Source organism: Pseudoalteromonas sp. SR45-6 (genome assembly GCF_014163545.1).
GTDB lineage: Bacteria > Pseudomonadota > Gammaproteobacteria > Enterobacterales > Alteromonadaceae > Pseudoalteromonas > Pseudoalteromonas rhizosphaerae.
This window is the reverse complement of sequence record NZ_JACJDM010000004.1, coordinates 121,385-142,424: the sequence shown is the minus strand read 5'-3', so window position 1 is coordinate 142,424 and position 21,040 is coordinate 121,385. Positions and strand designations below refer to the sequence as shown.

At 41.0% G+C, this 21,040-nt stretch carries 19 protein-coding genes and 1 riboswitch; of the genes, 13 read left to right on the top strand and 6 right to left on the bottom strand.

The annotated features are described in order from the left end of the window. Nucleotides 1-74: 74 nt before the first annotated feature. Nucleotides 75-167, top strand: a riboswitch (cyclic di-GMP riboswitch). A 119-nt stretch (nucleotides 168-286) separates the two neighbouring features. The 4 genes from H5158_RS03545 (at nucleotide 287) to H5158_RS03530 (ending at nucleotide 3,478) form a co-directional block, all read left to right on the top strand. Then, nucleotides 287-853 carry a chitin-binding protein gene (locus H5158_RS03545; protein WP_149982251.1) on the top strand — a complete coding sequence of 189 codons (567 nt, stop codon included), beginning with the start codon at nucleotides 287-289 and terminating at the stop codon, nucleotides 851-853. 102 nt (nucleotides 854-955) lie between these two features. Continuing rightward, complete coding sequence (locus H5158_RS03540; protein WP_182739461.1) at nucleotides 956-3,031, top strand: S9 family peptidase; 2,076 nt, start codon at nucleotides 956-958, stop codon at nucleotides 3,029-3,031. Between the two features lie 48 nt (nucleotides 3,032-3,079). Further along, nucleotides 3,080-3,253: a hypothetical protein gene (locus H5158_RS03535; protein ID WP_182717519.1), complete on the top strand. Its 174-nt coding sequence runs from the start codon at nucleotides 3,080-3,082 to the stop codon at nucleotides 3,251-3,253. A gap of 24 nt (nucleotides 3,254-3,277) precedes the next feature. After that, a complete protein-coding gene (locus H5158_RS03530) occupies nucleotides 3,278-3,478 on the top strand; it encodes a hypothetical protein (protein ID WP_182717518.1) in 201 nt (66 codons plus the stop codon). Here the strand turns inward: H5158_RS03530 and H5158_RS03525 are convergent, their stop codons facing one another. Next, nucleotides 3,479-3,952, bottom strand: a complete 474-nt coding sequence (locus H5158_RS03525) for a Dps family protein (protein ID WP_182717517.1) — start codon at nucleotides 3,950-3,952, stop codon at nucleotides 3,479-3,481. It abuts the gene before it with no gap. A 349-nt stretch (nucleotides 3,953-4,301) separates the two neighbouring features. Here H5158_RS03525 and H5158_RS03520 point away from each other — a divergent pair, with 349 nt between their 5' ends. Next, a complete protein-coding gene (locus H5158_RS03520) occupies nucleotides 4,302-4,511 on the top strand; it encodes a hypothetical protein (protein WP_149982248.1) in 210 nt (69 codons plus the stop codon). Here H5158_RS03520 and H5158_RS03515 read toward each other — a convergent pair. Both H5158_RS03515 and H5158_RS03510 read right to left on the bottom strand, forming a co-directional pair. Beyond that, nucleotides 4,508-5,104 (bottom strand): alpha/beta hydrolase, encoded by a 597-nt coding sequence (locus tag H5158_RS03515; protein ID WP_145240252.1) that lies wholly within the window; start codon nucleotides 5,102-5,104, stop codon nucleotides 4,508-4,510. The two genes, H5158_RS03520 and H5158_RS03515, sit on opposite strands and share 4 nt — an antisense overlap. Before the next feature lie 28 nt (nucleotides 5,105-5,132). After that, nucleotides 5,133-5,669: a YaeQ family protein gene (locus tag H5158_RS03510; RefSeq protein ID WP_145240254.1), complete on the bottom strand. Its 537-nt coding sequence runs from the start codon at nucleotides 5,667-5,669 to the stop codon at nucleotides 5,133-5,135. A 90-nt stretch (nucleotides 5,670-5,759) separates the two neighbouring features. On the opposite strand from H5158_RS03510, the gene ylqF reads away from it, so the two are divergent. Then, nucleotides 5,760-6,704 carry a ribosome biogenesis GTPase YlqF gene (ylqF, locus tag H5158_RS03505; RefSeq protein ID WP_182717516.1) on the top strand — a complete coding sequence of 315 codons (945 nt, stop codon included), beginning with the start codon at nucleotides 5,760-5,762 and terminating at the stop codon, nucleotides 6,702-6,704. Between the two features lie 419 nt (nucleotides 6,705-7,123). Here the strand turns inward: ylqF and H5158_RS03500 are convergent, their stop codons facing one another. Together H5158_RS03500 and H5158_RS03495 are read right to left on the bottom strand one after the other, a co-directional pair. Continuing rightward, complete coding sequence (locus H5158_RS03500; protein WP_182739460.1) at nucleotides 7,124-10,072, bottom strand: DUF3857 domain-containing transglutaminase family protein; 2,949 nt, start codon at nucleotides 10,070-10,072, stop codon at nucleotides 7,124-7,126. Between the two features lie 88 nt (nucleotides 10,073-10,160). After that, nucleotides 10,161-10,745 carry an ATP-binding protein gene (locus H5158_RS03495; protein ID WP_182739459.1) on the bottom strand — a complete coding sequence of 195 codons (585 nt, stop codon included), beginning with the start codon at nucleotides 10,743-10,745 and terminating at the stop codon, nucleotides 10,161-10,163. 303 nt (nucleotides 10,746-11,048) lie between these two features. Here H5158_RS03495 and H5158_RS03490 point away from each other — a divergent pair, with 303 nt between their 5' ends. From H5158_RS03490 to H5158_RS03460, 7 genes are all read left to right on the top strand, one after another. Continuing rightward, complete coding sequence (locus H5158_RS03490; RefSeq protein WP_182739458.1) at nucleotides 11,049-12,695, top strand: methyl-accepting chemotaxis protein; 1,647 nt, start codon at nucleotides 11,049-11,051, stop codon at nucleotides 12,693-12,695. A gap of 279 nt (nucleotides 12,696-12,974) precedes the next feature. Then, nucleotides 12,975-14,216 (top strand): OprO/OprP family phosphate-selective porin, encoded by a 1,242-nt coding sequence (locus tag H5158_RS03485; protein ID WP_145240101.1) that lies wholly within the window; start codon nucleotides 12,975-12,977, stop codon nucleotides 14,214-14,216. Nucleotides 14,217-14,228: 12 nt separating this feature from the next. Next, on the top strand, nucleotides 14,229-15,212 hold the full coding sequence (locus H5158_RS03480; RefSeq protein ID WP_145240099.1) for a tripartite tricarboxylate transporter substrate binding protein: 984 nt from the start codon (nucleotides 14,229-14,231) through the stop codon (nucleotides 15,210-15,212). A gap of 11 nt (nucleotides 15,213-15,223) precedes the next feature. Continuing rightward, entirely contained in the window at nucleotides 15,224-15,691 is a 468-nt protein-coding gene (locus H5158_RS03475; protein ID WP_145240097.1) for a tripartite tricarboxylate transporter TctB family protein, read from the top strand. A 3-nt stretch (nucleotides 15,692-15,694) separates the two neighbouring features. Further along, nucleotides 15,695-17,236, top strand: coding sequence for a tripartite tricarboxylate transporter permease (locus H5158_RS03470; RefSeq protein ID WP_145240095.1), 1,542 nt, complete (start codon nucleotides 15,695-15,697; stop codon nucleotides 17,234-17,236). 12 nt (nucleotides 17,237-17,248) lie between these two features. After that, nucleotides 17,249-18,871 carry a sensor histidine kinase gene (locus tag H5158_RS03465; RefSeq protein ID WP_182717509.1) on the top strand — a complete coding sequence of 541 codons (1,623 nt, stop codon included), beginning with the start codon at nucleotides 17,249-17,251 and terminating at the stop codon, nucleotides 18,869-18,871. 92 nt (nucleotides 18,872-18,963) lie between these two features. Then, complete coding sequence (locus H5158_RS03460; protein ID WP_149982231.1) at nucleotides 18,964-19,686, top strand: response regulator; 723 nt, start codon at nucleotides 18,964-18,966, stop codon at nucleotides 19,684-19,686. On the opposite strand, the gene H5158_RS03455 is transcribed toward H5158_RS03460, so the two are convergent. Continuing rightward, a complete protein-coding gene (locus tag H5158_RS03455) occupies nucleotides 19,683-20,975 on the bottom strand; it encodes a DUF3472 domain-containing protein (RefSeq protein ID WP_182739457.1) in 1,293 nt (430 codons plus the stop codon). The two genes, H5158_RS03460 and H5158_RS03455, sit on opposite strands and share 4 nt — an antisense overlap. Between the last annotated feature and the right edge of the window lie 65 nt (nucleotides 20,976-21,040).

Below are 21,040 nucleotides of genomic sequence, written 5' to 3'. Positions count from 1 at the left end.
ATATACCTTAGTATTGGTTTTTATTGGCGGTTACATTCTTTAGTTTGATCTTTGAGCTATGTCACATTATACTCACGCTGTTTTGGCAAACTAATCGAAAGGTTAGGACGCAAAGTTTCCGGTCTAAGGTTTTAGTGTGCTAAAACTAAGATAGCGGGGCCGTTGCACAGGGTAATTTTAGCCTCACTGTGTGTCATCAGCCCTACAATATAGTTAAAAAGTATTTCTTTTATCCAATAAATACTGGATAGTACCTATTAGATGTTCTTAAGGTGTTGCTTTGTTTATGCATACGTCATTGGCCTGTGGAAATTGGATGCCAATAGGTTGTCTAAATCATCATACCCAATTATTTGTTGGTGATATGGTGACAGTGACTTTTTATGACACGCAAGGAGAGCTAGTCGATTTATCATTTAAATATGAAATTATCACTGAAGAACAAGGTGAGCCACATAATTGGCCGCGTTTTGTCGCGGAATATATTAATACCCATATACCACTAGTTGAAGCAGGAAGAATGACTGAGCAAGGTTTAGTGGTAGCTTATCGTTCAAACCAGATTTATGCACTTGAAGGCTGCGGGATTACTCGTGCGGAATTAACTTTTCAATGTATTGCTAAATGTGATGATTACCAAGCCGTTAAGCCTGCATATGACTATATCTACCCTGAAAAATGCAGTGTTTATAATGCGGGTGTAAAAGTGTTACAGCCAAAAACAGGCTTAATTTATAAATGCAAACCTTGGCCTTTCAGCCAGTTTTGCAATGTGAAAGAAGAAAATAATCCTCTTTATGAGCCCGGTGTGGGACAAAGTTGGGATTTAGCCTGGCAGCAAGTTTCCCCTTAATGCTATTTAGCATTTTTCGGCCCACTCATTGAGTGGGCTTTTTTATGCACTTTTGAAAATTATGTTAAACTCCAGCCATCGAAATTTTTTATTGGTTTTTCTGTGGCTCTATCAAACTTATCGTTGTCTTCACTTCCTAATGCTCCTGTTGCACGTAAACAGCCGCACACGTTAACAACACACCAAAAAATACGCATTGATGATTATTATTGGATGCGTGATGACGAACGTACAGAGCCAGCGATGCTGGCACATTTAGCCGCTGAAAATGACTATTGTGAACAGCAATTAGCACCTATTCAGTCTTTTCAGAAGCAACTGTTCGAAGAACTAAAAGGGCGTATTGTTAAAGACGATAATACTTTTCCCGTTAAAGATGGCCAGTATTGGTATCACTCTGAAGTACGTGGCGATGATGAATATTCTCGCCATTACCGTAGTCGTCAGATGGATGCCGCAGATAAGCAGCTACTGTTAGATGTAAATATACTTGCAGAAGGTTTTGAATTTTATGAATTAGGCGAGGTGGCAATTAGTCCTAATGAACAATTGTTGGCTTACTCTGAAGATACCGATGGCCGTCGTATCTATACCGTAAAGTTTAAAGTTATTGATAACGATGATTTACTTGAAGATGTATTAGAAAACACCGAAGGGCAAATCGTTTGGGCAAACGACAATAAAACGGTTTTTTACGTAAAGAAAGACCTTAAAACGTTATTAGGTTATCAAGTTTATCGCCATGTATTAGGTACTAAGCAAGCGCACGATGTATTGGTATATGAAGAGCAAGATCGAAGCTTTTTTATGGGGCTTGGTAAAAGCCGTGATGAGGGGCTGATCATTATTGATTTAGCCACTACAGAAACGAACGATACTTGGGTGCTAGATGCTGATCAGCCGCAAGGAGTGTTTACTCAGTTACTGCCACGCGAAGAAGGGCATGAGTTTGATGTTGATAAACTCGGCGATACGTTTTATATCGTGACCAATTGGCAAGCTAAAAACTTTCGTTTAATGACGGCTAATACAAGTACCATTGCAGATAAAACACAGTGGCTTGAGCATACCCCTCATCGTGATAGCGTTTTATTAGAAGGCGTAGAGCTGTTTGACGATTTCTTGGTGCTTACTGAGCGCGAGCAAGGACAAACACGCTTTGTGGTCATTAATAAGCAACAGCAGCGTATGACCTTAGAATTTGATGATCCTTGTTATTATGCTGCCATTGCAATGAATCCTGAGCATGATACGTACGTAGCTCGTATTTATTACTCAAGCCTCACCACGCCAGGTTCATTATTTGAAGTAGACTTAAATAATGGTGATAAAACTTTATTAAAACAACAGCAAGTATTAGGCAGTTTTGATCCGCAAAACTATGCCTCTGAAAGATTAATGGTAACAGCGCGTGATGGTATTAAAGTGCCCGTGTCGCTGGTTTATCGTAAAGATAGTTTTGCTAAAAATGGCACTAATCCACTGTTTCAATATGGTTATGGGGCGTATGGCATAACCATTGATCCGAGCTTTTCGAGTACCTCATTAAGCTTACTCGATCGTGGTTTTGTGTATGCTATAGCACATGTTCGTGGTAGTGAGATGTTGGGCCGTGATTGGTACGAGCAAGGCAAAAAACAGCATAAGCAAAATAGCTTTAACGACTTTATTGATGTAACCAAAGTATTGGTTGAGCAAGGTTATGGTGCGCAAGATAAAGTGTTTGCTTCAGGCGGTAGTGCCGGTGGCTTACTAATGGGAGCGGTTGTTAACCAAGCGCCAGCGCTTTATTTAGGAATTGGCTGCCATGTGCCATTTTTAGATGTGCTAACCACCATGCTGGATGAGTCAATACCTCTAACTACCAATGAATACGATGAATGGGGTAATCCAAATGACCCTGCCTATTATGATGTGATTGCTCAGTATTCACCGTATGACAATATTACCGCACAGGCATACCCACATATTTTAGTGACTACCGGTTTGCATGATTCACAAGTGCAATATTGGGAGCCGATGAAGTGGGTGGCTAAAATGCGTGAATATAAAACTGACGATAATATTTTGGTGTTTAAAACCGATATGGATGCCGGTCACGGCGGAGCATCAGGGCGTTTTAAAAGCTTGGAAGAAAAAGCATTAGAGATGGCTTTCTTTATCAGTTTGGCTGATTAAGTGTGATTTTCTATTCAATTGAGTTTCACTATGTTTGGAGGTACTTATATGTTTAATGTACATGGGCGCTGGGAATACTCAATTGAATCACCAACAATATATATCAAAGTGATTGGATGTTTTAATCGAGAAGGTATACAGGCTTTTACCAAGGATGTATTTGCTGATTTAGCAAAGTTGCCGCCTCAATCCATTGAATATGCGGTGATTAACTTAGCTTAGTTTGAATTAGCGATCGCAGATAGCTTGGCGGTTGCAACTGAATACTTTCATGGTGTTAAAGCGCGCGGTTATAAACGTGTTGTTTATATTCAAGCAAGTGCTGTAGCCAAAAGTTTGCTGGAACATATCTGGCGGGGTAGCGATATGGATATACAATTTTACGATGATATTCCAGGTTACTTAGCTAAGCACCCGGAACATCTATATATTAAAACCTGGTTATGATTAATTTAAATAAGCTTTAAGCATCCACACTAGCTTCTCTTGCTCAGTTATATAATCACTCATCAATGAAGCCGTACCTTCATCTTGTGCATCACTTGCTTGCTCTAAAATATCGCGCTGCATTTTAATTAGCGTGCTGTAACCAGCGAGTAAGTTTTCGACTGCAGCGACACCATCACTGATATTTTTTGCTTCTTTAATTTTGCTGATCTCTAAGTAATCAGAAAATGCATGCAGTGGTGCGCCATCAAGCGTTAAAATACGCTCAGCGACTTCATCTACTTTTAAAAGTAATAGGTTATAAATTTCTTCAAACTTGACGTGTAGTTCAAAAAAGTTGCGACCTTTAATATTCCAATGAAAACCGCGGGCATTCATATATTGAATTTGATAACTACTTAGCAGGGTATTGAGTGACTTGACGATATCTTCACTTTTCGCGCTGTTAAGACCAATTGCGTTTACCTGTGACATAACTTCTCCTTAATAAACTGATAAGATGTTTTCTAAACACTGAAGCAAGTATCAGCCATTTTTAGTAATCTGTAAAATGGTTAAAATCGATAACCTTAATAGATTTTACCTATTAGCCAACCTGCTGTAGTAATTAATTTGTTCGTACAATAGAGATGGGCTCCAATCTTTAAAAAACCACCCTAAAAATCAAAATAACCGCAAATCGCTTAATAAAAGCACAATAAGATGATCTAAAACAAGCTTTTATAGCAAGCTATTACATGGCGAGTGGTTATTTGATTTAGGTCAAAATTAACGTTTTTAGTCGGCGCATAATCAACACAGATAAATTTGATGGAGAGATAACATGCAGGCTAAAACACAAAAAGAAAGTAAAATGGAATTAGTTGTTATTGGTATAGCGTTGATTGCATTTGTAGTTGGCTTAGTCGGCCATTTAGCAGGAGCAAGCTTTGCTAACTTTGATACCTTTGGTTATATCGCAGCGCCAACACCACTGATCTTAGCAATCATCGCATTTGTTGCCTATAAAGTGGCTGCTAGTGCAGAAGATTAAACCAGCAACTCAACAATATAATTCATCACTTGGCGTGAGTAGATCATACTGGTGTGACTTAAATGAAACACTTTATGTTCTGCCATGCCTTTGAGTTTGGTTTCATCAATTAATACCGTACCATCTGATTGACTACCTTTGGCAATTAGCGGCATGAGGCCGATCGGTAAATCGCCAGCAATACTATAAAGCTTGGCATTAAATGGCCAATCACCATTTTCGGTCAGTAAAAACTCCACACTGTTTTTTAAAAATACATCAAAGCCTTTTTGCTGCATTCTGCGGGCTATATGGCTGCCTTTATGCGGTGTGCCTAAAGTAATAACTTTTGTTACGTTTTGGCTTTGCTCTGAATTTGCAGCAAGGTATGCACGCGCCACCAGTCCGCCCATTGAATGACAAACAAGGGCCGTATTTTTATCATTAATAAAATTATCAATCTGTTTAAAAATAGCGGCGCGATCGGGAGACAATGTATTGTAAGAGAGGTTGAGAATATCCAACCCAGACTTTTCGAGCTGCGAGCATAAAGGGCGCATTACAAAGCCAGACATATACAATCCGTGTAATACCACAACGCGTTTAACAGTCATACACCCTCTTAATCTATTGAACCTACAATTACATTAATTGTACTGGTTTTATTTCAATGTTAACTGAATCAGAGCTCACCCATACATCACCATCTTGAATGGTAATAGTCAGCGATATATTGCGATCAACCAGCGCTGCCAGCGCTTGAGTTGTAGCAAAATCTAAACTAAAAATACTTAAATTTTTAAACTCATACAATTTAGGTTGATGCTTTTGCCACCAAATTGCTTGGTTGTTTTCACCATAAGTGTATAGCACCACTTTTTTAGCTTTATTACAGGCTTTTTTAACACGCTTTTCATCAGGTAAACCAAGCTCAACCCACAGCTCGATCTCATCGCTATAGCTTTTATGCCACAGCTCTGGTTCATCATCAGCCGATAAACCCTTAGTAAATTCTAAACCATCACAGGCATTAAGTGCATAGGCAAGCAAGCGGATCATCAAGCGTTGCTCGGTTTCTGAAGGGTGTTGTGCCAAGGTTAAATTAAAGTCTTGGTATACGTTGCGGTCCATATCGCTTAGCGATAACTGCGCTTTAATAATCGTCGATTTAAGAGCCATAACAGTTTATTTAAAAAAATTTGCGTCAGTATAGCGCAATTAAGGGCTGAGCCAGTTAAAATAGCCCGAAATTATCTGTAGGAGTTAAAAATGGCTATCCAGTGGTTCCCTGGGCATATGAATAAAGCCCGTAATGAAATTAAAGAAATAATGCCACAAATGGATGTGATCATTGAAGTGCTTGATGCGCGCATTCCTTACAGTAGTGAAAACCCGATGGTGGCGACGTTGCGTGAAGGTAAGCCGGTCATCAAAATTTTGAATAAAGCTGATTTAGCCGATCCTAAAATGACGCAAACGTGGAAGGATTACTTTGAGCAAGAAAATGGCGTAAAAGCGATTGCGTTTGGTAATGATAAAGCGGCTGAAGTTCATCGTATTAATGAACTGTGTAAAAAATTAGTGCCGCATAAAGTTGGTGCTGATAAACAAATTAAAGCCATGATCATGGGTATTCCTAACGTGGGTAAATCTACGTTAATTAATGTGTTAGCGGGTCGTATTGTTGCTAAAACAGGCAACGAACCGGCGGTTACTAAAGCGCAGCAACGTATTAAGCTAGAAGACGGCATCATGCTTTACGACACACCGGGTATGTTGTGGCCAAAAGTTGAAAATGAAAACTCAGGCTACCGTTTAGGTGCTACAGGTGCGATACGTGATACCGCACTTGAATATGAAGAAGTCGCTAGTTACACCGCTGAATATCTATTGCGGGCGTATCCTGAACTTTTAAAAGCGCGTTATAAAATTGATGAATTACCTGAAAATGATTGGGAATTTGTTGAAATGGCGGGTAAAAAGCGTGGTTGTATTCGTGGTGGTAACCAAATTGATACTTATAAAATGTCAGAAATTCTAATTAATGAATTACGCGATGGCATAATTGGTCGTATCACTATGGAAACTCCAGCTATGCGTGAAGAAGAAGAAGTGATGGTTGCAGGGCTACGTGCTGCGGCTGAGGCTAAAAAAGCCGCTAAAGAAGAAGAGAAAAAACAACGTCGAGCACGAGCACGTAAAAACCGCCGGTAATTGTTTTTCCACTGGTTAGCTCACTAAATTACAGACATAAAAAAAGCCCGTAAGGGCTTTTTTAGTTTCATATCTACCGTCACCGATATGAGCAATGTAGCAAGTAAAATAGTAGGGCGGTTACCTGTCACCAACATCAAGGGGCGTTGCGGTTAGTAACAGGTAACCTTAGCTGTTTACGTGCGCCACACGTGTTTCAGGGTCGAGAAACAAATCAGTTTATTCCGTACAAGTCGTTGTGCTTTGCGTCTTGTTGATATTGATTATCAGTTAGATCTTATGATCTGTCAACACTCATTTGCAAATAATTCTCATTTATTTTATTTGCTGATAAAAACAACAAATAAAGCACTTTGTTGGCATTAATATTACACAGCCCGATTTCTTGCTGATATTAGATTATTTTGCATTGCTAATGCTTATGGCGTCTTATTACTTGCAATGCGGTTATTTATTTGTTCTACCAATTCTTTATCTTTGCTTCCTTCGCTATTAACTATAAGTAAAAAGTGCTCGCCTTGTTTGTCGATAACTTTAATCACTGTATTATCAAGTTGTGTTCTGCCATAAGTGACTTCGACGCTAGTAACATCCTTAAAGTGTTTTAAGTTTGATTCAAGTTGGCCTTGTTCATTTTGCCAATAGCTAAAAATGTAGTTGTCGCTTATACCATTGCCGTCGTTACGAAAATCTACCCACGCATCGCTGTAAAAATATAAAACATCTTCATCAATAGGTACTAATTGATGGCGTTTTAAGAATTGCATTTGAAATGACCACAATTTATCGCCTTTTACGATAGCGGTACTCGGTAATAAATAGACTTCTTCCAGTAAGCTTAAAAATAAAATAGGTACCCAGATTATGGCGATAACTATATTTCTTACTCGCCATTTAGAATTGTATGCAAGTGCGTCAGATGATTGGTTTAGGTGTTGAATGTAATTAACTAATGGCAGCCATAAAAATGGCAGGATACAAATAGCTATAGTAGTTGCTTCGTCAATACGGGTCATGAGACTTGCCAAAATAACCAGTAACCACGCAATAATTGCCAAGACGTTTGGCATGATTTTATTTTTATTGTGCTGCGTTTGGCTGTGTGCAACTAGCTCTAAATATAAAGAGTAATAAAAAAATATCGCGAAAATCCCGCGAGCAATCGGCATGATATGACTATTTTGCTGTATTTTAATTGCTTTCCAGTTGCGATAACTCCAGTAGTTAATAAAAAGTCCTAAAGTAAAAATACTATAAAGAATAAACTTTGCATTAGTAACTGGGTAAAACTGCGCATCACTAAATGTTGGGCGCTTTGCTGACTCGATACGCCATGCCACAATAAAAAATATCAGTGCGAGCAGGTAAGCAAGTAATACTACAATGATCCAATTATCGTTTAAATCAAAACTGCTAGTGGTATCTGCAGTTACATATTTAACAATGCCAAACTGCGCATTGTCGATTAGCTTGTCTCGTTCGCTCAGGTACAGTTTAATCTGATCAGCTGGAATATGATCTTGTTTGGCGCTAAATGAAAAATCGAGTGTTAATATATTGTCCGTAAAGTGGATATTCTTTTTGAAATTAAAGAACGCATTATCAATTTCACTTTGCTTATTATCAAAGTGCCAATTTGGTTCTTCAAATTTTATTTTAATCGTTGTTTCAATATTATTTGGGTACTTAAAATACAGCGGCGTTGTGCGATTAATTTGATCGGGTTCGTAAACGCTATTTTGTATCTCTGAGGCATAAAAGTCAGCTCTGAGTCCTTCGTCGTCAGGTTGCCAAAAATCATTAATAAGGTAAAACTCGTCACTTAACAGCTCGCCGTTATTTGTATTCTCAGTTACCGTCATCGGCTTATCAATGGTTATGCCTTGAAAATAGCCTTGGTAATATTCTAGGTAATCTTTCGCTATTTTATCGAGTCCATTGCGGGCTAATGAACTGCGTCTATTTACAGCATCAAACTGGCTATATATGTAACTAGTTTGAAATGTTGTTGGCTGTTCAGGTTTAAGAGCTATGGTGTAGTTATCATGCGTTTTAATTGTAATACCATCGACAGGGGGACTCATTTTTGTAAGCTGTTGCTCAAAAGGTTTAACAATCAATGCATAACCATAATTTGGTTGTGCTAAATGCGCTAAAGTTCCGGTTTGATAGTTTATTGTTGGATCTAGCCAATAACGTTGACCTGCATGCTCAAGCGTGACAATGACATGATCAAATATTTGTGCTGAGGCTGGTAGTTCAATTAACCGTTTACCTTCGTCAGTGTTCACTAATGCAGGATAGGCTTTGATCCCCATTGCTTTAAGTAATGAAATTAGCAGTACGGTTTTGTCTTTACAATCACCATAACGAAGTGCCAGAGTTTCAGATGCCGACGTTGGTTGGTGGGAGTTAGTACCCATCTCCAAGCCTAAATAACGAACCTCGTCTTGACTGAACTTTAATGCAGCGGCGATACGATCGGAGGCTTGTGGATTACGCATGGCTATTTCATCGGCAATGAGTGTTACAGGATCTGTTACTTCTATTGCGGATTGATATAAAGGGGCTGCCCAGTTAGCAACTTCCTGCCATGATTTTAATTCAGAGAAAAAAACCTGTTTATACGGGTTATACCAATATGGTGTTTGGCTTGAAGATGTGATTGTTGCTTGATTGTGTAAGCTGATTTGATAGTCATGACCAACAGCGAGCGGGGTGTCTTTTATGTCAACCTCGCCGTTAATTGTATTGATATAAAGTGGTGTGGGTTTTTGCCATAACACACGCATAAATTGTTGCGCCACCGGTACCGACCAGTTTAATGTGCGAGACGCGCTAAAATGTTGGTAAATAGGGTTGCGGCCAGTAATCGTAAAGCTGTAATCGAGCTGGTCGTTAATGCGCATATCATCAACAATAATATTTAAACTTAGGCTGCCGTTGTAAATTCCATTGGCTAATTCGGTTTCTCGTTGTAAGACCTTAAATTGTGCGCTAGCGAGTTTATTTATGTATTGCCCATCTCGGATAAGGCCAAGACTATTGAGTGTGAGGGTTTGATAACTGGGATCAAAGTCTAAATTAAGTTGGCTAATGTAATCGATGCCAGTTTGGTTCACCGCCTGCATCACAGTACGCGTGTAGCGCTGCTGAGGATGTTGAGCAGATACTTTTATTTGGGTATCAAGTAATCGGTAATAAGTACCATCGACGATTTGGTTGACTGGGATTTCCGTTTTAATCAGTGGCTGTTGTTTCACCCAATCATCTGCAGCTTGGATTTGGTATTCTTGGCTGGTGCTATAAAAACTTATAACTAAAAAACACACACTGAGTGTGAGGCTCGTTAATTGAGTCCATTTCATTATTGTTCTTCTTTTTGGCTGGTTTTAAGTGTCCCTATTGTTGTTAGATTACCAAGCTATGGCTTATAAGCCAATAAAATACAGGGCATTATCTTGGTAAGGTAACTAATACACGAGTACCTTGACCTTCAGGATTGGCTAATAATTGTAACTGACCACCTTGATTACGAATGAGTTCGCGGCTGATCACTAAACCGATCCCTGCGCCTTGCGCTTTTGTTGAATAAAAAGGCACAAATAGGTTTTCAGGATTTGTAATACCAGTGCGGCTATCGAGCAGCTTAATAACAACTTTATCTTTATGTTGTTGCCAGCTAAGAGTAGGTGCGCTTCTACCTCCGGCTTCAAAGGCATTTTTAATTAGGTTGATCAGTGCTTGTTCTAACTGGCCTAAATCTACATTGAAGTGCTGAGCTTCGACCATGGCGCTATCGGTATTGGTTAAATAACGCTGATACTTTGATTTTAAACGGCCAAAGCCACGTATTTTTATTACAAAATCAGCTTGAGTTACGGTGGCTATTTGCAGTTGATTAGCCGCCAATGCGGTAGGTGCTAGCCATGAGTAAATCAGCCAAATAATAAGCGCTATGCTAATAAGTAAGGTACCAAATATGAGTTTTTTACGCTGACTCGGTTTGGTGCTGCGTTTTAAAGTGCTATCTATATCCATGGCATTGGTAATTTGTTGTTAAGGCAATTGAATAGCCTAAAGCGAATAACATGCCAAACTATAAGTGATTGAAATTACTTGGTTTGCTTTTTTATTGTTAGAAGCAGTTTCCCAGCTTTGGGAAAATAAAATTAAAAGTGGGAGTGTGGCTTATAGGGCTTAATAAATATACTTGGAATGGTCGTGGCTATTAGTTTTTTTAATTCTTTTTGTTCATTTAGTTTATTTGTTTTTTCAGGTACATAGCGCTATTTTTCTTTTAAACACATCCTCCCATTGCCCGCAAACTGATAAGTGATAAAAATGAGCCAATTTATAAATAACCTTAGCTTTCGAGTTAAATTTGCTATTCCTGTCGTCGTCGCCTTAGTTATTTTTTCGGTGTTGTCGGGTTACGTGTTGTATACGTTTAAAGAGCAAGCTCGACTTAACAGTTTTATAAGTTTAGAGGTGCGAACGGTGCTGGACGATCTTGAAGACGGCTATCGTGATCTCTTTCAGGTGAAAACGGCAGGTTTGAGCATGGTGCTAGGACAAGGCGACAAACAAAACTATATAGTACAGCTTGCAGAGTACCGAGATAATATAGTCCGTATCGACGCGCGCCTTTCTAGCCCATTAAAGCTGGTGAAGTCTGGCTACATTGATGCGATCAATGCACAGCGGGTTACGAATATCAAAGCCGATGTCGCTATTTGGTCTCGTTACTACCAAGCACTTTTTAGTGATCACCAGCTTGCGGCTAGTTACTTAGCTGAGCATAAACAAGATATGGAAGCAGTGTTGGCGCGTATTCGCAAAAATGTTACTAGCATGCGTGATGAAATAGATGCCAAACTTACAAATTCTTTAATTGAAGTATCCGCTAATCAAGAGTCTGCTAGCTTTGCTTTGCAGTTTGGTATTGTATTGAGCTTTGTTTTATCAATAGCTGCAACTTGGCTGCTGTCTACCGTTATTTTGGCGCCGTTAAAGAAAATGCAGTTAGCATTAGAAAACATAGCTAGTGGCCAAGGCGATCTCACGCAACGGTTAAACAGTGAGTCAAACGATGAAATGGGTGCGCTTGCGCGTTCGTTTAATACCTTTATCAGTAAAATTCATAACACAGTATTGGCGGTTGTCGGCTCGGCTGAACAGGTGCGCAATGAAACTGAAAGTTTGCGCATTATTACTGCAAGTGTATTAAGTGAAGCCAGTAATCAGCAAATAGAAAGTGAGCAAGTGGCAGCTGCGGTAAATGAAATGAGCACGACCAGTGATAACGTAAGCCAAAACGCTAATGATGCGGCCAGTGCCACAAGTACTGCTAATAATGATGCCAATGTAGCAAAAGCCACAATTGAAGAAACCATTTCGTTAATTAATCAACTGGTGACCGACATTTCGGCATCGAGCGACGTAATAAACACCTTAGAGCAAGATGTAATGAATATCGCCACTGTGCTTGATGTTATCCGTGGTATTGCTGATCAAACAAACTTGTTAGCGTTAAATGCGGCCATTGAAGCCGCGCGCGCGGGTGAGCAGGGGCGAGGCTTTGCGGTCGTTGCTGACGAGGTGCGTTCATTAGCGAGTCGCACGCAAGATAGTACCGGAGAGATCAACGCTATGATTGAAAAGCTCCAACAAGGTACCAATCAAGCGGTTGGTGCAATGCAAGCCAGTACCAAAAGCGGTCAACAAACGATTGAGCACTCTCGCGGTGCCGCGCAATCGGTGCAGCGTATTAATGACGCAGTTACCATTATTAACGATATGAACATGCAAATTGCCACCGCTGCCACGCAGCAAAGCCAAGTGAGTGAAGATGTGAATATCAATGTGCAACGTATCGCTACATCAAGTGGCAATATGCTAGACAAAGTGGATCAGGCTGAGCGTGCATGCCAAGCATTGGCACAGCAGTGTCAACAGTTAGACAACCTAGTAAGCAACTTTAAAGTATAAGTATTATCAAGGGGGTGAATTATTTATCACCCCTTAAGATGCCTCTTTTAGCTAAACCTCAATAAATAATCAATTACTATCAACGAGTTATTAAACTGTAGTTTTGTGCATATTGTGCGTGATTTTTATGCGCTAAATGCATTTTAAGCAGATCAATGCAGCTTAAATTCTAAACATTTCGTTAATCTGACGTTAACACTATGCTCGAAGACAGATAGCAGTGTGTAGTCGCTCATCTAACGACAACAAAATCATCAACAGGTGTGGAGAGAACAACCAATGAAAGCAAGTAACACACAATTGGCTTTAGCCATTGCAGCAGCACTAGCAAGTACCTCAGCATTCGCTGCCAATGACACTGAAAAATTACAGCAGCAACTAGACGAACTACAAAAAGAAGTCGCTGCGCTGAAGAAGTCTAGCGGCTTTAATTTGGAATTTGGTGGTCGAGTGCAACTTGATTACAACTATTTTGATGGTGCATATAACGCGAATAATGACGGTGATGCGGGCGGTGATTTTTTTGCGCGTCGTATCCGTACTTATGTTGAAAGTGAGCATGGTAACTGGGATCACAAGTTACTGCTTGAGTTTGCCGAAGGCACAGCAGAAATCGTGATGGCGCGAGTTCGTTATAATTTCGATAATGGTCTAAAAATTAAAGCGGGTAAAATCCGTGAAGACATCACCTTAAATGGCTTAACGAGCTCTAAGCATACCAATACTATAGAGCGCAGTACGCTAGCCAATACTTTTTCGCCGTTCTTCCGTTGGGGAGCGTCAGCGTCTCAATACTTTAAAGACAGTGGTTTTCGTTATGCCGTTGGTGTTTATAAAAATGATGCCTTTGGTGCTACGGGTCATGACGAAGATGATCAACTAACACTCGCTGCAACGGGACGTGTTACTTGGTCAAGCGCAGCCCCAGGCGATGTGATTCATTTAGGTGCGTGGCATTCATACCGTGATATGGGTGGTAACGAGTTAGGTGCGCGCTTTGCCCGTGGCGAAATACGTGAAGCCAATGTACGTCTTGTTGATTATGCGGTGGGTGGTAATGCCGTGGCATTGGATAGTTTGTCGCAAAGTGGTCTTGAGTTTGCGTATCAAGCTGATGCATTAACGCTAGAAGCTGAATACGCAAGCCGCACACTCGATGCTGTTAATGGCGCCGACCCGCTTGATGGCGAGCGTTATGATGGTTTTCATGTATCAGCGAGCTACTTCTTAGGTGGTGAGCAACGCAGGTACAAAGCCGGTTCAGCATTATTTGTACAACCTAAAGGCATTAAAGATGCGTGGGAGCTTGTCGCCCGAGTATCACAAATGGATGCAACAAGTAGCACGCAAGGTACTGAAGTAACTACTTATACCCTAGGCACATCCTATTATATCAGCAGCGATATCAAATTTATGGGCAACTTGATCTACAGCGATGTAGAGGGCCCAGGCGCAACTGCGTTAGTGGGTGATGAAGACTCAGGTATGGGCTTTAGTGCGCGCATGCAGTATTTATTTTAGGAGTAAATTGAGATGAACTTACTTAAAAAATCATTTAAATCATTTAAAACTACGGTACTTGCGGCATCGTTAGTACTAAGCAGTCCGTTTGCTATGGCTGACATTCACTTTTTAGTACCGGGCGGCCCTGGTGGCGGCTGGGATACCACAGCACGCGGTGTGGGTGAAGGTTTAGTGAAAGCGGGTATTGAAGATAATGCGTCTTTTCAAAATATGTCGGGCGGCGGCGGTGGCCGTGCAATCGCTTATCTGATTGAGTCTGGTACTAAAAAAGGCGATATCTTAATGGTTAACTCAACACCTATCGTGTTGCGGGCACTAACCGGTAAAATTCCTTACAGCTACCGTGATTTAACTCCCGTTGCCAGTATGATTGCCGACTACGGTGCATTTGTAGTACGTAACGATTCGCCATTTAAAACCTGGCAGGATGTGATCGCAGCAATGAAAGAAGATTCAGGCTCTGTAAAAGTAGCTGGTGGCTCTGCACGTGGCAGCATGGATCACTTAGTTGCAGCGCAAGCAGTTAAAGCGGCAGGCCTTGACGGACGTCGTTTGCGTTATATCCCTTATGACGCGGGTGGTAAAGCCAAAGCAGGGTTGTTATCTGGCGAGGTTAACTTACTTTCTACCGGACTTAGCGAAGCGTTAGAAGTCGCTAATGGCGGTCAAGCTCGCATTCTAGCTGTGACATCTGGTGAAGCGTTACCAGATTATCCACAAATTCCAACCTTAAAATCACTTGGTTATGATATGGAGTTTGTTAATTGGCGTGGTTTCTTTGCGGCACCCAATTTACCGGCTGATAAACTTGCAGAATACACCGAGAAGTTACGTAAATTACAAACCACTCCAGAGTGGGAAGTAGTCCGTGCACGTAACGGTTGGTTAAACCTATTCCAAGAAAAAGATCAATTTATAAAGTCACTTGAACAGCAAGAAGCACAGCTTAAAGTTGTTATGGAAGAACTCGGCTTTATTCGTACGTCACGTTAATCGAGGCTTTTATGTTGAATCGCGAACTACTAGGGCCAAGTTTATTCTTGGCGCTATTTACCCTCTACGCCATTGTGGCATGGCAAATTCCGTTACTCCCATTTGAAGAGTATGAAACGGTTACTTCTGCCACCTTACCTAAAGTATATGCGGCATTTGGTATTATCGTTTGTCTGCTTTCTATCGGGGCTACTTTACTTAAACCAACTGCAGCCGTTGATGAAGATAATGCGCTCGAAAAGTCACATGTATTGCGAACAATCGGGTTGCTTATATTGATGGTGATATATAGCGCAGCGCTTGAGCCTATTGGCTTTTTAATCTCAACCAGTGCGTTTTTATTAGTTGGCTTTTTTGTTATGGGTGAGCGCCGCAAGGCTATTCTCTTATTGGCCTCTATCCCTGTTGCTGTAGTGTTTTGGTTTTTAATGACCCAAGTGCTCGGTATTTATTTGGTTCCTGGCAACCTGTGGAGTTAAATTATGTTTGATGGAATTATGCTGGGCTTGTCGACCGTACTCGACTGGAACAATTTATTGTATGTCATAGTGGGTTGTTTTGTTGGTACCTTTATCGGCATGCTTCCGGGGCTTGGGCCAATTACTGCTATTGCGTTAATGATCCCAATTACTTATAGCATAGGTGCCGATTCAGGGATGATTCTGATGGCGGGGGTGTATTACGGTGCAATTTTTGGCGGTTCAACATCATCTATTTTAATTAATGCCCCAGGGGTGGCGGGTACAGTTGCGTCCTCCTTTGATGGCTATCCGCTGGCTAAACAAGGTCATGCTGGCAAAGCATTGGCGATAGCCGCTTACTCCTCCTTTATCGGCGGAACCATAGGCGCAATTTTATTGATGGTTGCAGCCCCCTTGTTGGCAAAAGTATCGCTGAGTTTTCAATCTCCAGATTACGTTGTACTGATGTTTTTAGGTTTAACAGCGATCGCGGCGTTTTCTAATAAAGGGCAATTTTTAAAAGCCATGATGATGACAGTATTTGGCTTAATGCTCGCGACTGTGGGGATTGATCCATCATCTGGTACTGAGCGTTTTACGTTAGGCCAAGCTGACTTACTTGATGGCATTAGCTTTTTATTAGTGGCAATGGCTACTTTTGCACTGGCTGAGGCGCTTATTAATGTAGTGCGTCCAGAGAAAAAAGAAACTAAAAGTATTAATGATTCAGACACACCGCAAATCGGTTCAACTAAATTGACCAAAGAAGAGATCAAAGACATTGCGCCAGTTATTGGCCGCTCGTCTATACTTGGTTTTATTGTTGGCGTATTGCCGGGTGCAGGTGCCACTATCGCTAGCTTTATGGCGTATGCGACGGAACGTAACTTAGCGCCTAAAGGCTTAAAAGAAAAGTTTGGTAAAGGTTCATTACGAGGCTTGGCAGCACCGGAGTCAGCGAACAATGCTGCGTGTACCGGTTCATTTGTACCATTACTTACATTAGGTATTCCAGGCTCGGGTACGACTGCCATTATGTTAGGTGCCTTAATTGCTTACGGTATTCAGCCAGGTCCAATGCTGATGCAAGAAAACCCAAGTGTATTTTGGGCGGTTATCGTTAGCATGTACTTTGGTAACATCGTATTGCTGATTTTAAATCTTCCTTTGATACCATATTTTGCAAAAGTATTAGCGATGCCAAAATCAGTATTAACGATAATGATTTTGTTCTTCAGCTTAATTGGCGTGTATTTAGTTTCCTTTAATACCTTTGATTTATTTATGATGGTTGGCTTTGCTGTGGTGGCGTTGGTATTACGATTACTGGCTTTCCCAATGGCACCATTACTATTAGGCTTTATTTTAGGCGACATGATTGAGCGTAACTTCCGTCGTTCAATGATGATCTCGGATGGTTCATTAAGCTTCTTATGGGAACGCCCACTAACATTGAGCATTTTTATTATCTCAATATTAGTGTTGTTATTTCCATTAAAAGACTTTATAACCCAACGCCGGGCAGATAAAGCGGCGCTTAAAGTGAAGCAAGAGCATGCATAATTGAGGTAAAAAATGAGCTACACCAAGACGCAAAATCCGCTGCAAAACATAGTTAAAAAGCCTAAGCGTTTAGAAACGCGGTTAATAATTTGGGTTACAGGGCTGTGTGTATTACAAGCGGTGTTATTTGGCGGTTTGGTGTATCGAATTACCGCACAAAGTTTGCATGATCACATTGGTGACAAAGCACTCGCTGTGGCGACGAGTATTGCATCAAGCGATGATGTCGTTAAAGCTTTAAAGAACCCTAGTAACTTGGTGGCAATCAACCAAGAAATAGAAAATCTGCGCCAGCTAACTGGCGCAGATTTTATTGTTATTGGTGATAAAAATGCGCATCGAATCGTCCATCCAGATAGCAATAAACTCGGTAAAAAAATGGTTGGCGGTGATAGCCAAGACGCGTTACACGGCGAGCGTTATATTTCAGTGGCGCAGGGCAGCTTAGGTGAATCTATTCGCGGTAAAGTGCCGGTATACGATGAGCAACAAAATATTATTGGTTTGGTCTCGGTCGGTTTTTTAGTGCAATCGGTTGAGCCGTTGATCCGTGAGCGGATTGTTGAAATTATGATTTGGGGTTTGTTGTTAGTTGCTTTGAGTATTATTGCCGCTATCTTTATTGGTCAGCGAGTAAGAAATGCCATCTTTGGTTTGCAACCAGATGAAATAGCGAGGTTGTTTTCAGAGCAGGACGCTATTTTAAATACCATGCGTAGCGGTGTTGTTGCACTTGATCCCGACGGACGAGTACGCAAACTGACTCAGCGTGCTTGCGAAATTTTAGATAAACCAGTCGCCTGTATTAATCAGTCATTAACTCTGAAAGATTTACTGCCAGAGCATGCTGAGTTTTTATTACGAAATCAGCGTCGTAAAATGGTTGGCTTTGAGTTGTTTGCTGCGGATAAACGTTTGGTGTTGTCGCGTTTTTCATTGCAAGTGCAAGGGCAGGCGGATGGTATTTTACTCACTCTGCGCCCAGCTGATGAGCTTGAATACTTGAGCCAGCAACTTACTAAAGTACAAGCATTTGCCGAGTTGTTAAGGGTGCAAACCCATGATTATTCGAATAAGCTAAATCTAATTGGGGCGCTTATTCAAATGGGTAAAAATGAGCAAGCAATCGAATTGATCGGCCAAGAAAGCCAAGGTTCACAAGCACAGATCCACCATTTATTAGAACGTATTCAAGATCCTGTGTTAGCCGGTTTGCTGGTGGGTAAATACCATAAAGCCCGCGAGTTAAACGTAGTATTGGAATTAAACCCAGAAAGTTTACTTGGTGCCATCGCACGTACTGAAATGTTAGAGCGAGTAGTATCAATCTTGGGCAACTTAATTGATAACGCCATTGATGCGGCGATCAGAGCCAGTAAAGATCGAGAACCTCATGTACGAGTCACGGTTGATGAAACGAGTAAGACATTATTGTTTGATGTCGAAGACAGTGGTTTTGGCTTGGGTAACGACCATGAAGTGATATTTACCCCACAATACAGTTCAAAAGCAGGGGCAGAGCATGGCATTGGTTTATATTTAGTGAAAACTAATTTAGATTCGTGTGGTGGTAGTTTAGAAATTGGTGAGTCAGATTTAAAAGGCGCGCGATTAAGCGTCTATATTCCTAAATAACCATAAGGTAATTTAGGCTAATAAGCAGTGGCCAAGCAAACAACAATAAAAGTAAATGGGCTAACATTGCAACGCTAAAATGAGTAATAAAAATGACATATTCAGTAGTTATCATCGAAGATGAGCTCGAAGTTGCACAACTTCTTGCTCAATACCTGCTTTTACCGAATGGGGTTGCGGGGAACCAAACTGCGCGACAAAGCTTGCGTCAAGGTCAGTATCAGGTAGTTGGTATTGCAGCAAACTTAAGTACTGCTACCGCGCTATTACAGGCGATAGAGCCCGATTTGATCTTACTTGATATCCATCTACCAGATGGCAATGGCCTTGAGTTATTAACAGACTTGCGTCGGCGCTCAATTAAAAGCGAAGTGATGCTACTGACTGCCGCCAAAGAAGTCGAAACTCTTGAAAAGGCAATGCAGTTAGGGGCCTGTGATTTTTTGGTTAAACCTTTGATGCTTAATCGACTTGATCAGGCGTTAGCGCGATTTGAGTCACGCCAGCAGTGTTTGTCTGATGCTAACGAGGTGACCCAATCTATGGTCGACACTTTATTTGGCTCAAGCGAACAAAGTAAAGCACCGGTTAGACTGCCGAAAGGGGTTGATCAGCTTACTTTAAAAAAGATTATTGATGCATTTAAAGAGCACAAAAAAACGCCTTTTACAGCACAGCAAATGGGCGATCTTGTAGGAGTAAGTCGCTCAACTGCACGCCGTTACTTAGAATATTTACTAGAGGCAGAGCAAGTCAGTGCCGACCAAAGCTATGGCAGCATAGGTCGGCCAGAGCGCTGTTATAAAATGGCTTAGTTATCTGGCAAAGCGCTTAAGTCTACCTCAGGCGCTTGACCAACTGGGCGTTCAAATTCACTGTGTAATTTAGTTGGGCCTGTAAAAAAGCCAGTGTTGCGTAAGTAAAAACCTGCGTTTTCAGTGCCTCCTTGATAATCCATTCTCGATTGCTTGGCAGCCGTTGCATCATAAGTAAATTGTGCTTTATCAAGAGAGTGCCATTGGCCTTGAGTATCTCTGAGCCACTGATTACTGTATAACGCTTTGCGCTCGAATTGCCCTGCATCAGGGATGAAGTTTTCTAAGAAGCTGTGTGGCCTTGCCACATATGTATCTGTACTAGGGCGTCTAAATGAAGCAATGAACAGCCACTTTGCGGCGATAGGGTCATAAAAATATGCGCTGTAGTCGGTATGATTAGGAAGGTTTTCAGTCGGATTTACTTTCAATAAAAAGCGGTAGGTTTGTTCTGCTTGCCAAGGGAATACTAAATAGCTTTGCCCGCCAGAACCTTCATTACCAAACTTACCGGTATACACATCATGTCCTTTAGCTAATTGCTGAATACGCATTTCCACAGGAATAGCAGCTGGATCATCGGTCTGAAAAGGACTCCATACTGAAAATAATACTCGCCGTTCAGTGTCAGAGTTTACTTGCATACCAAAGTAACCCTCAGCAAAACCATTGGCCATAAAATACGAGCCTTGATGATCATACCCTTTTGGTACGCTCAGCTCTGAATAGAACCATTGATAGTTTTTAGTCTTGTCAGGTATGGGATAGTTTAAATGCACGGAAGGCCCGCGACGACCCCAATAAATATCATCTTTTACATATAAAGGCGCCGCCGACTCTTTATCTAGCGTGACAATAAGACCTTGAATATCAGCAAAGGTGTCAGCTGTTTTAGCGATACCGGTAAGTTGCAATTGTTGGTATCCGATTTGATCTGGCAGAAACTCGCCAAGATCGATATCTTGAAATTGCTGATTAGTGAGCGTAATTAACTGACTCTGTTGATTAAAGTCGACTTTAAGCTGGCTGCGATCGCCTGCAACTTTTACGCGCAACTTTAAATTAAAAGCCGCTTTTGTTGGCAGGTAAAAGTAGTGATTAACTGGTATTGTAGAGTCTTGCCAGTGCGTGATCCCCACATCACTAATCAGTTTTTTATTTGCTGCGATACTATGGCTAGTAGCACTATTGCCATAACTGGGAATAAAGTAATCCGTGGTTTGGTTTGCCACTGCAAATGGCGAAAATGAAGTCCATAATAATGAACCAATAAATAGTAAAACTCTCATAGTGAGCTCCATAAAAAGCGCCGACAAACGGCGCTAATATAAGAGGGTATACCCAAGCCTCCTTA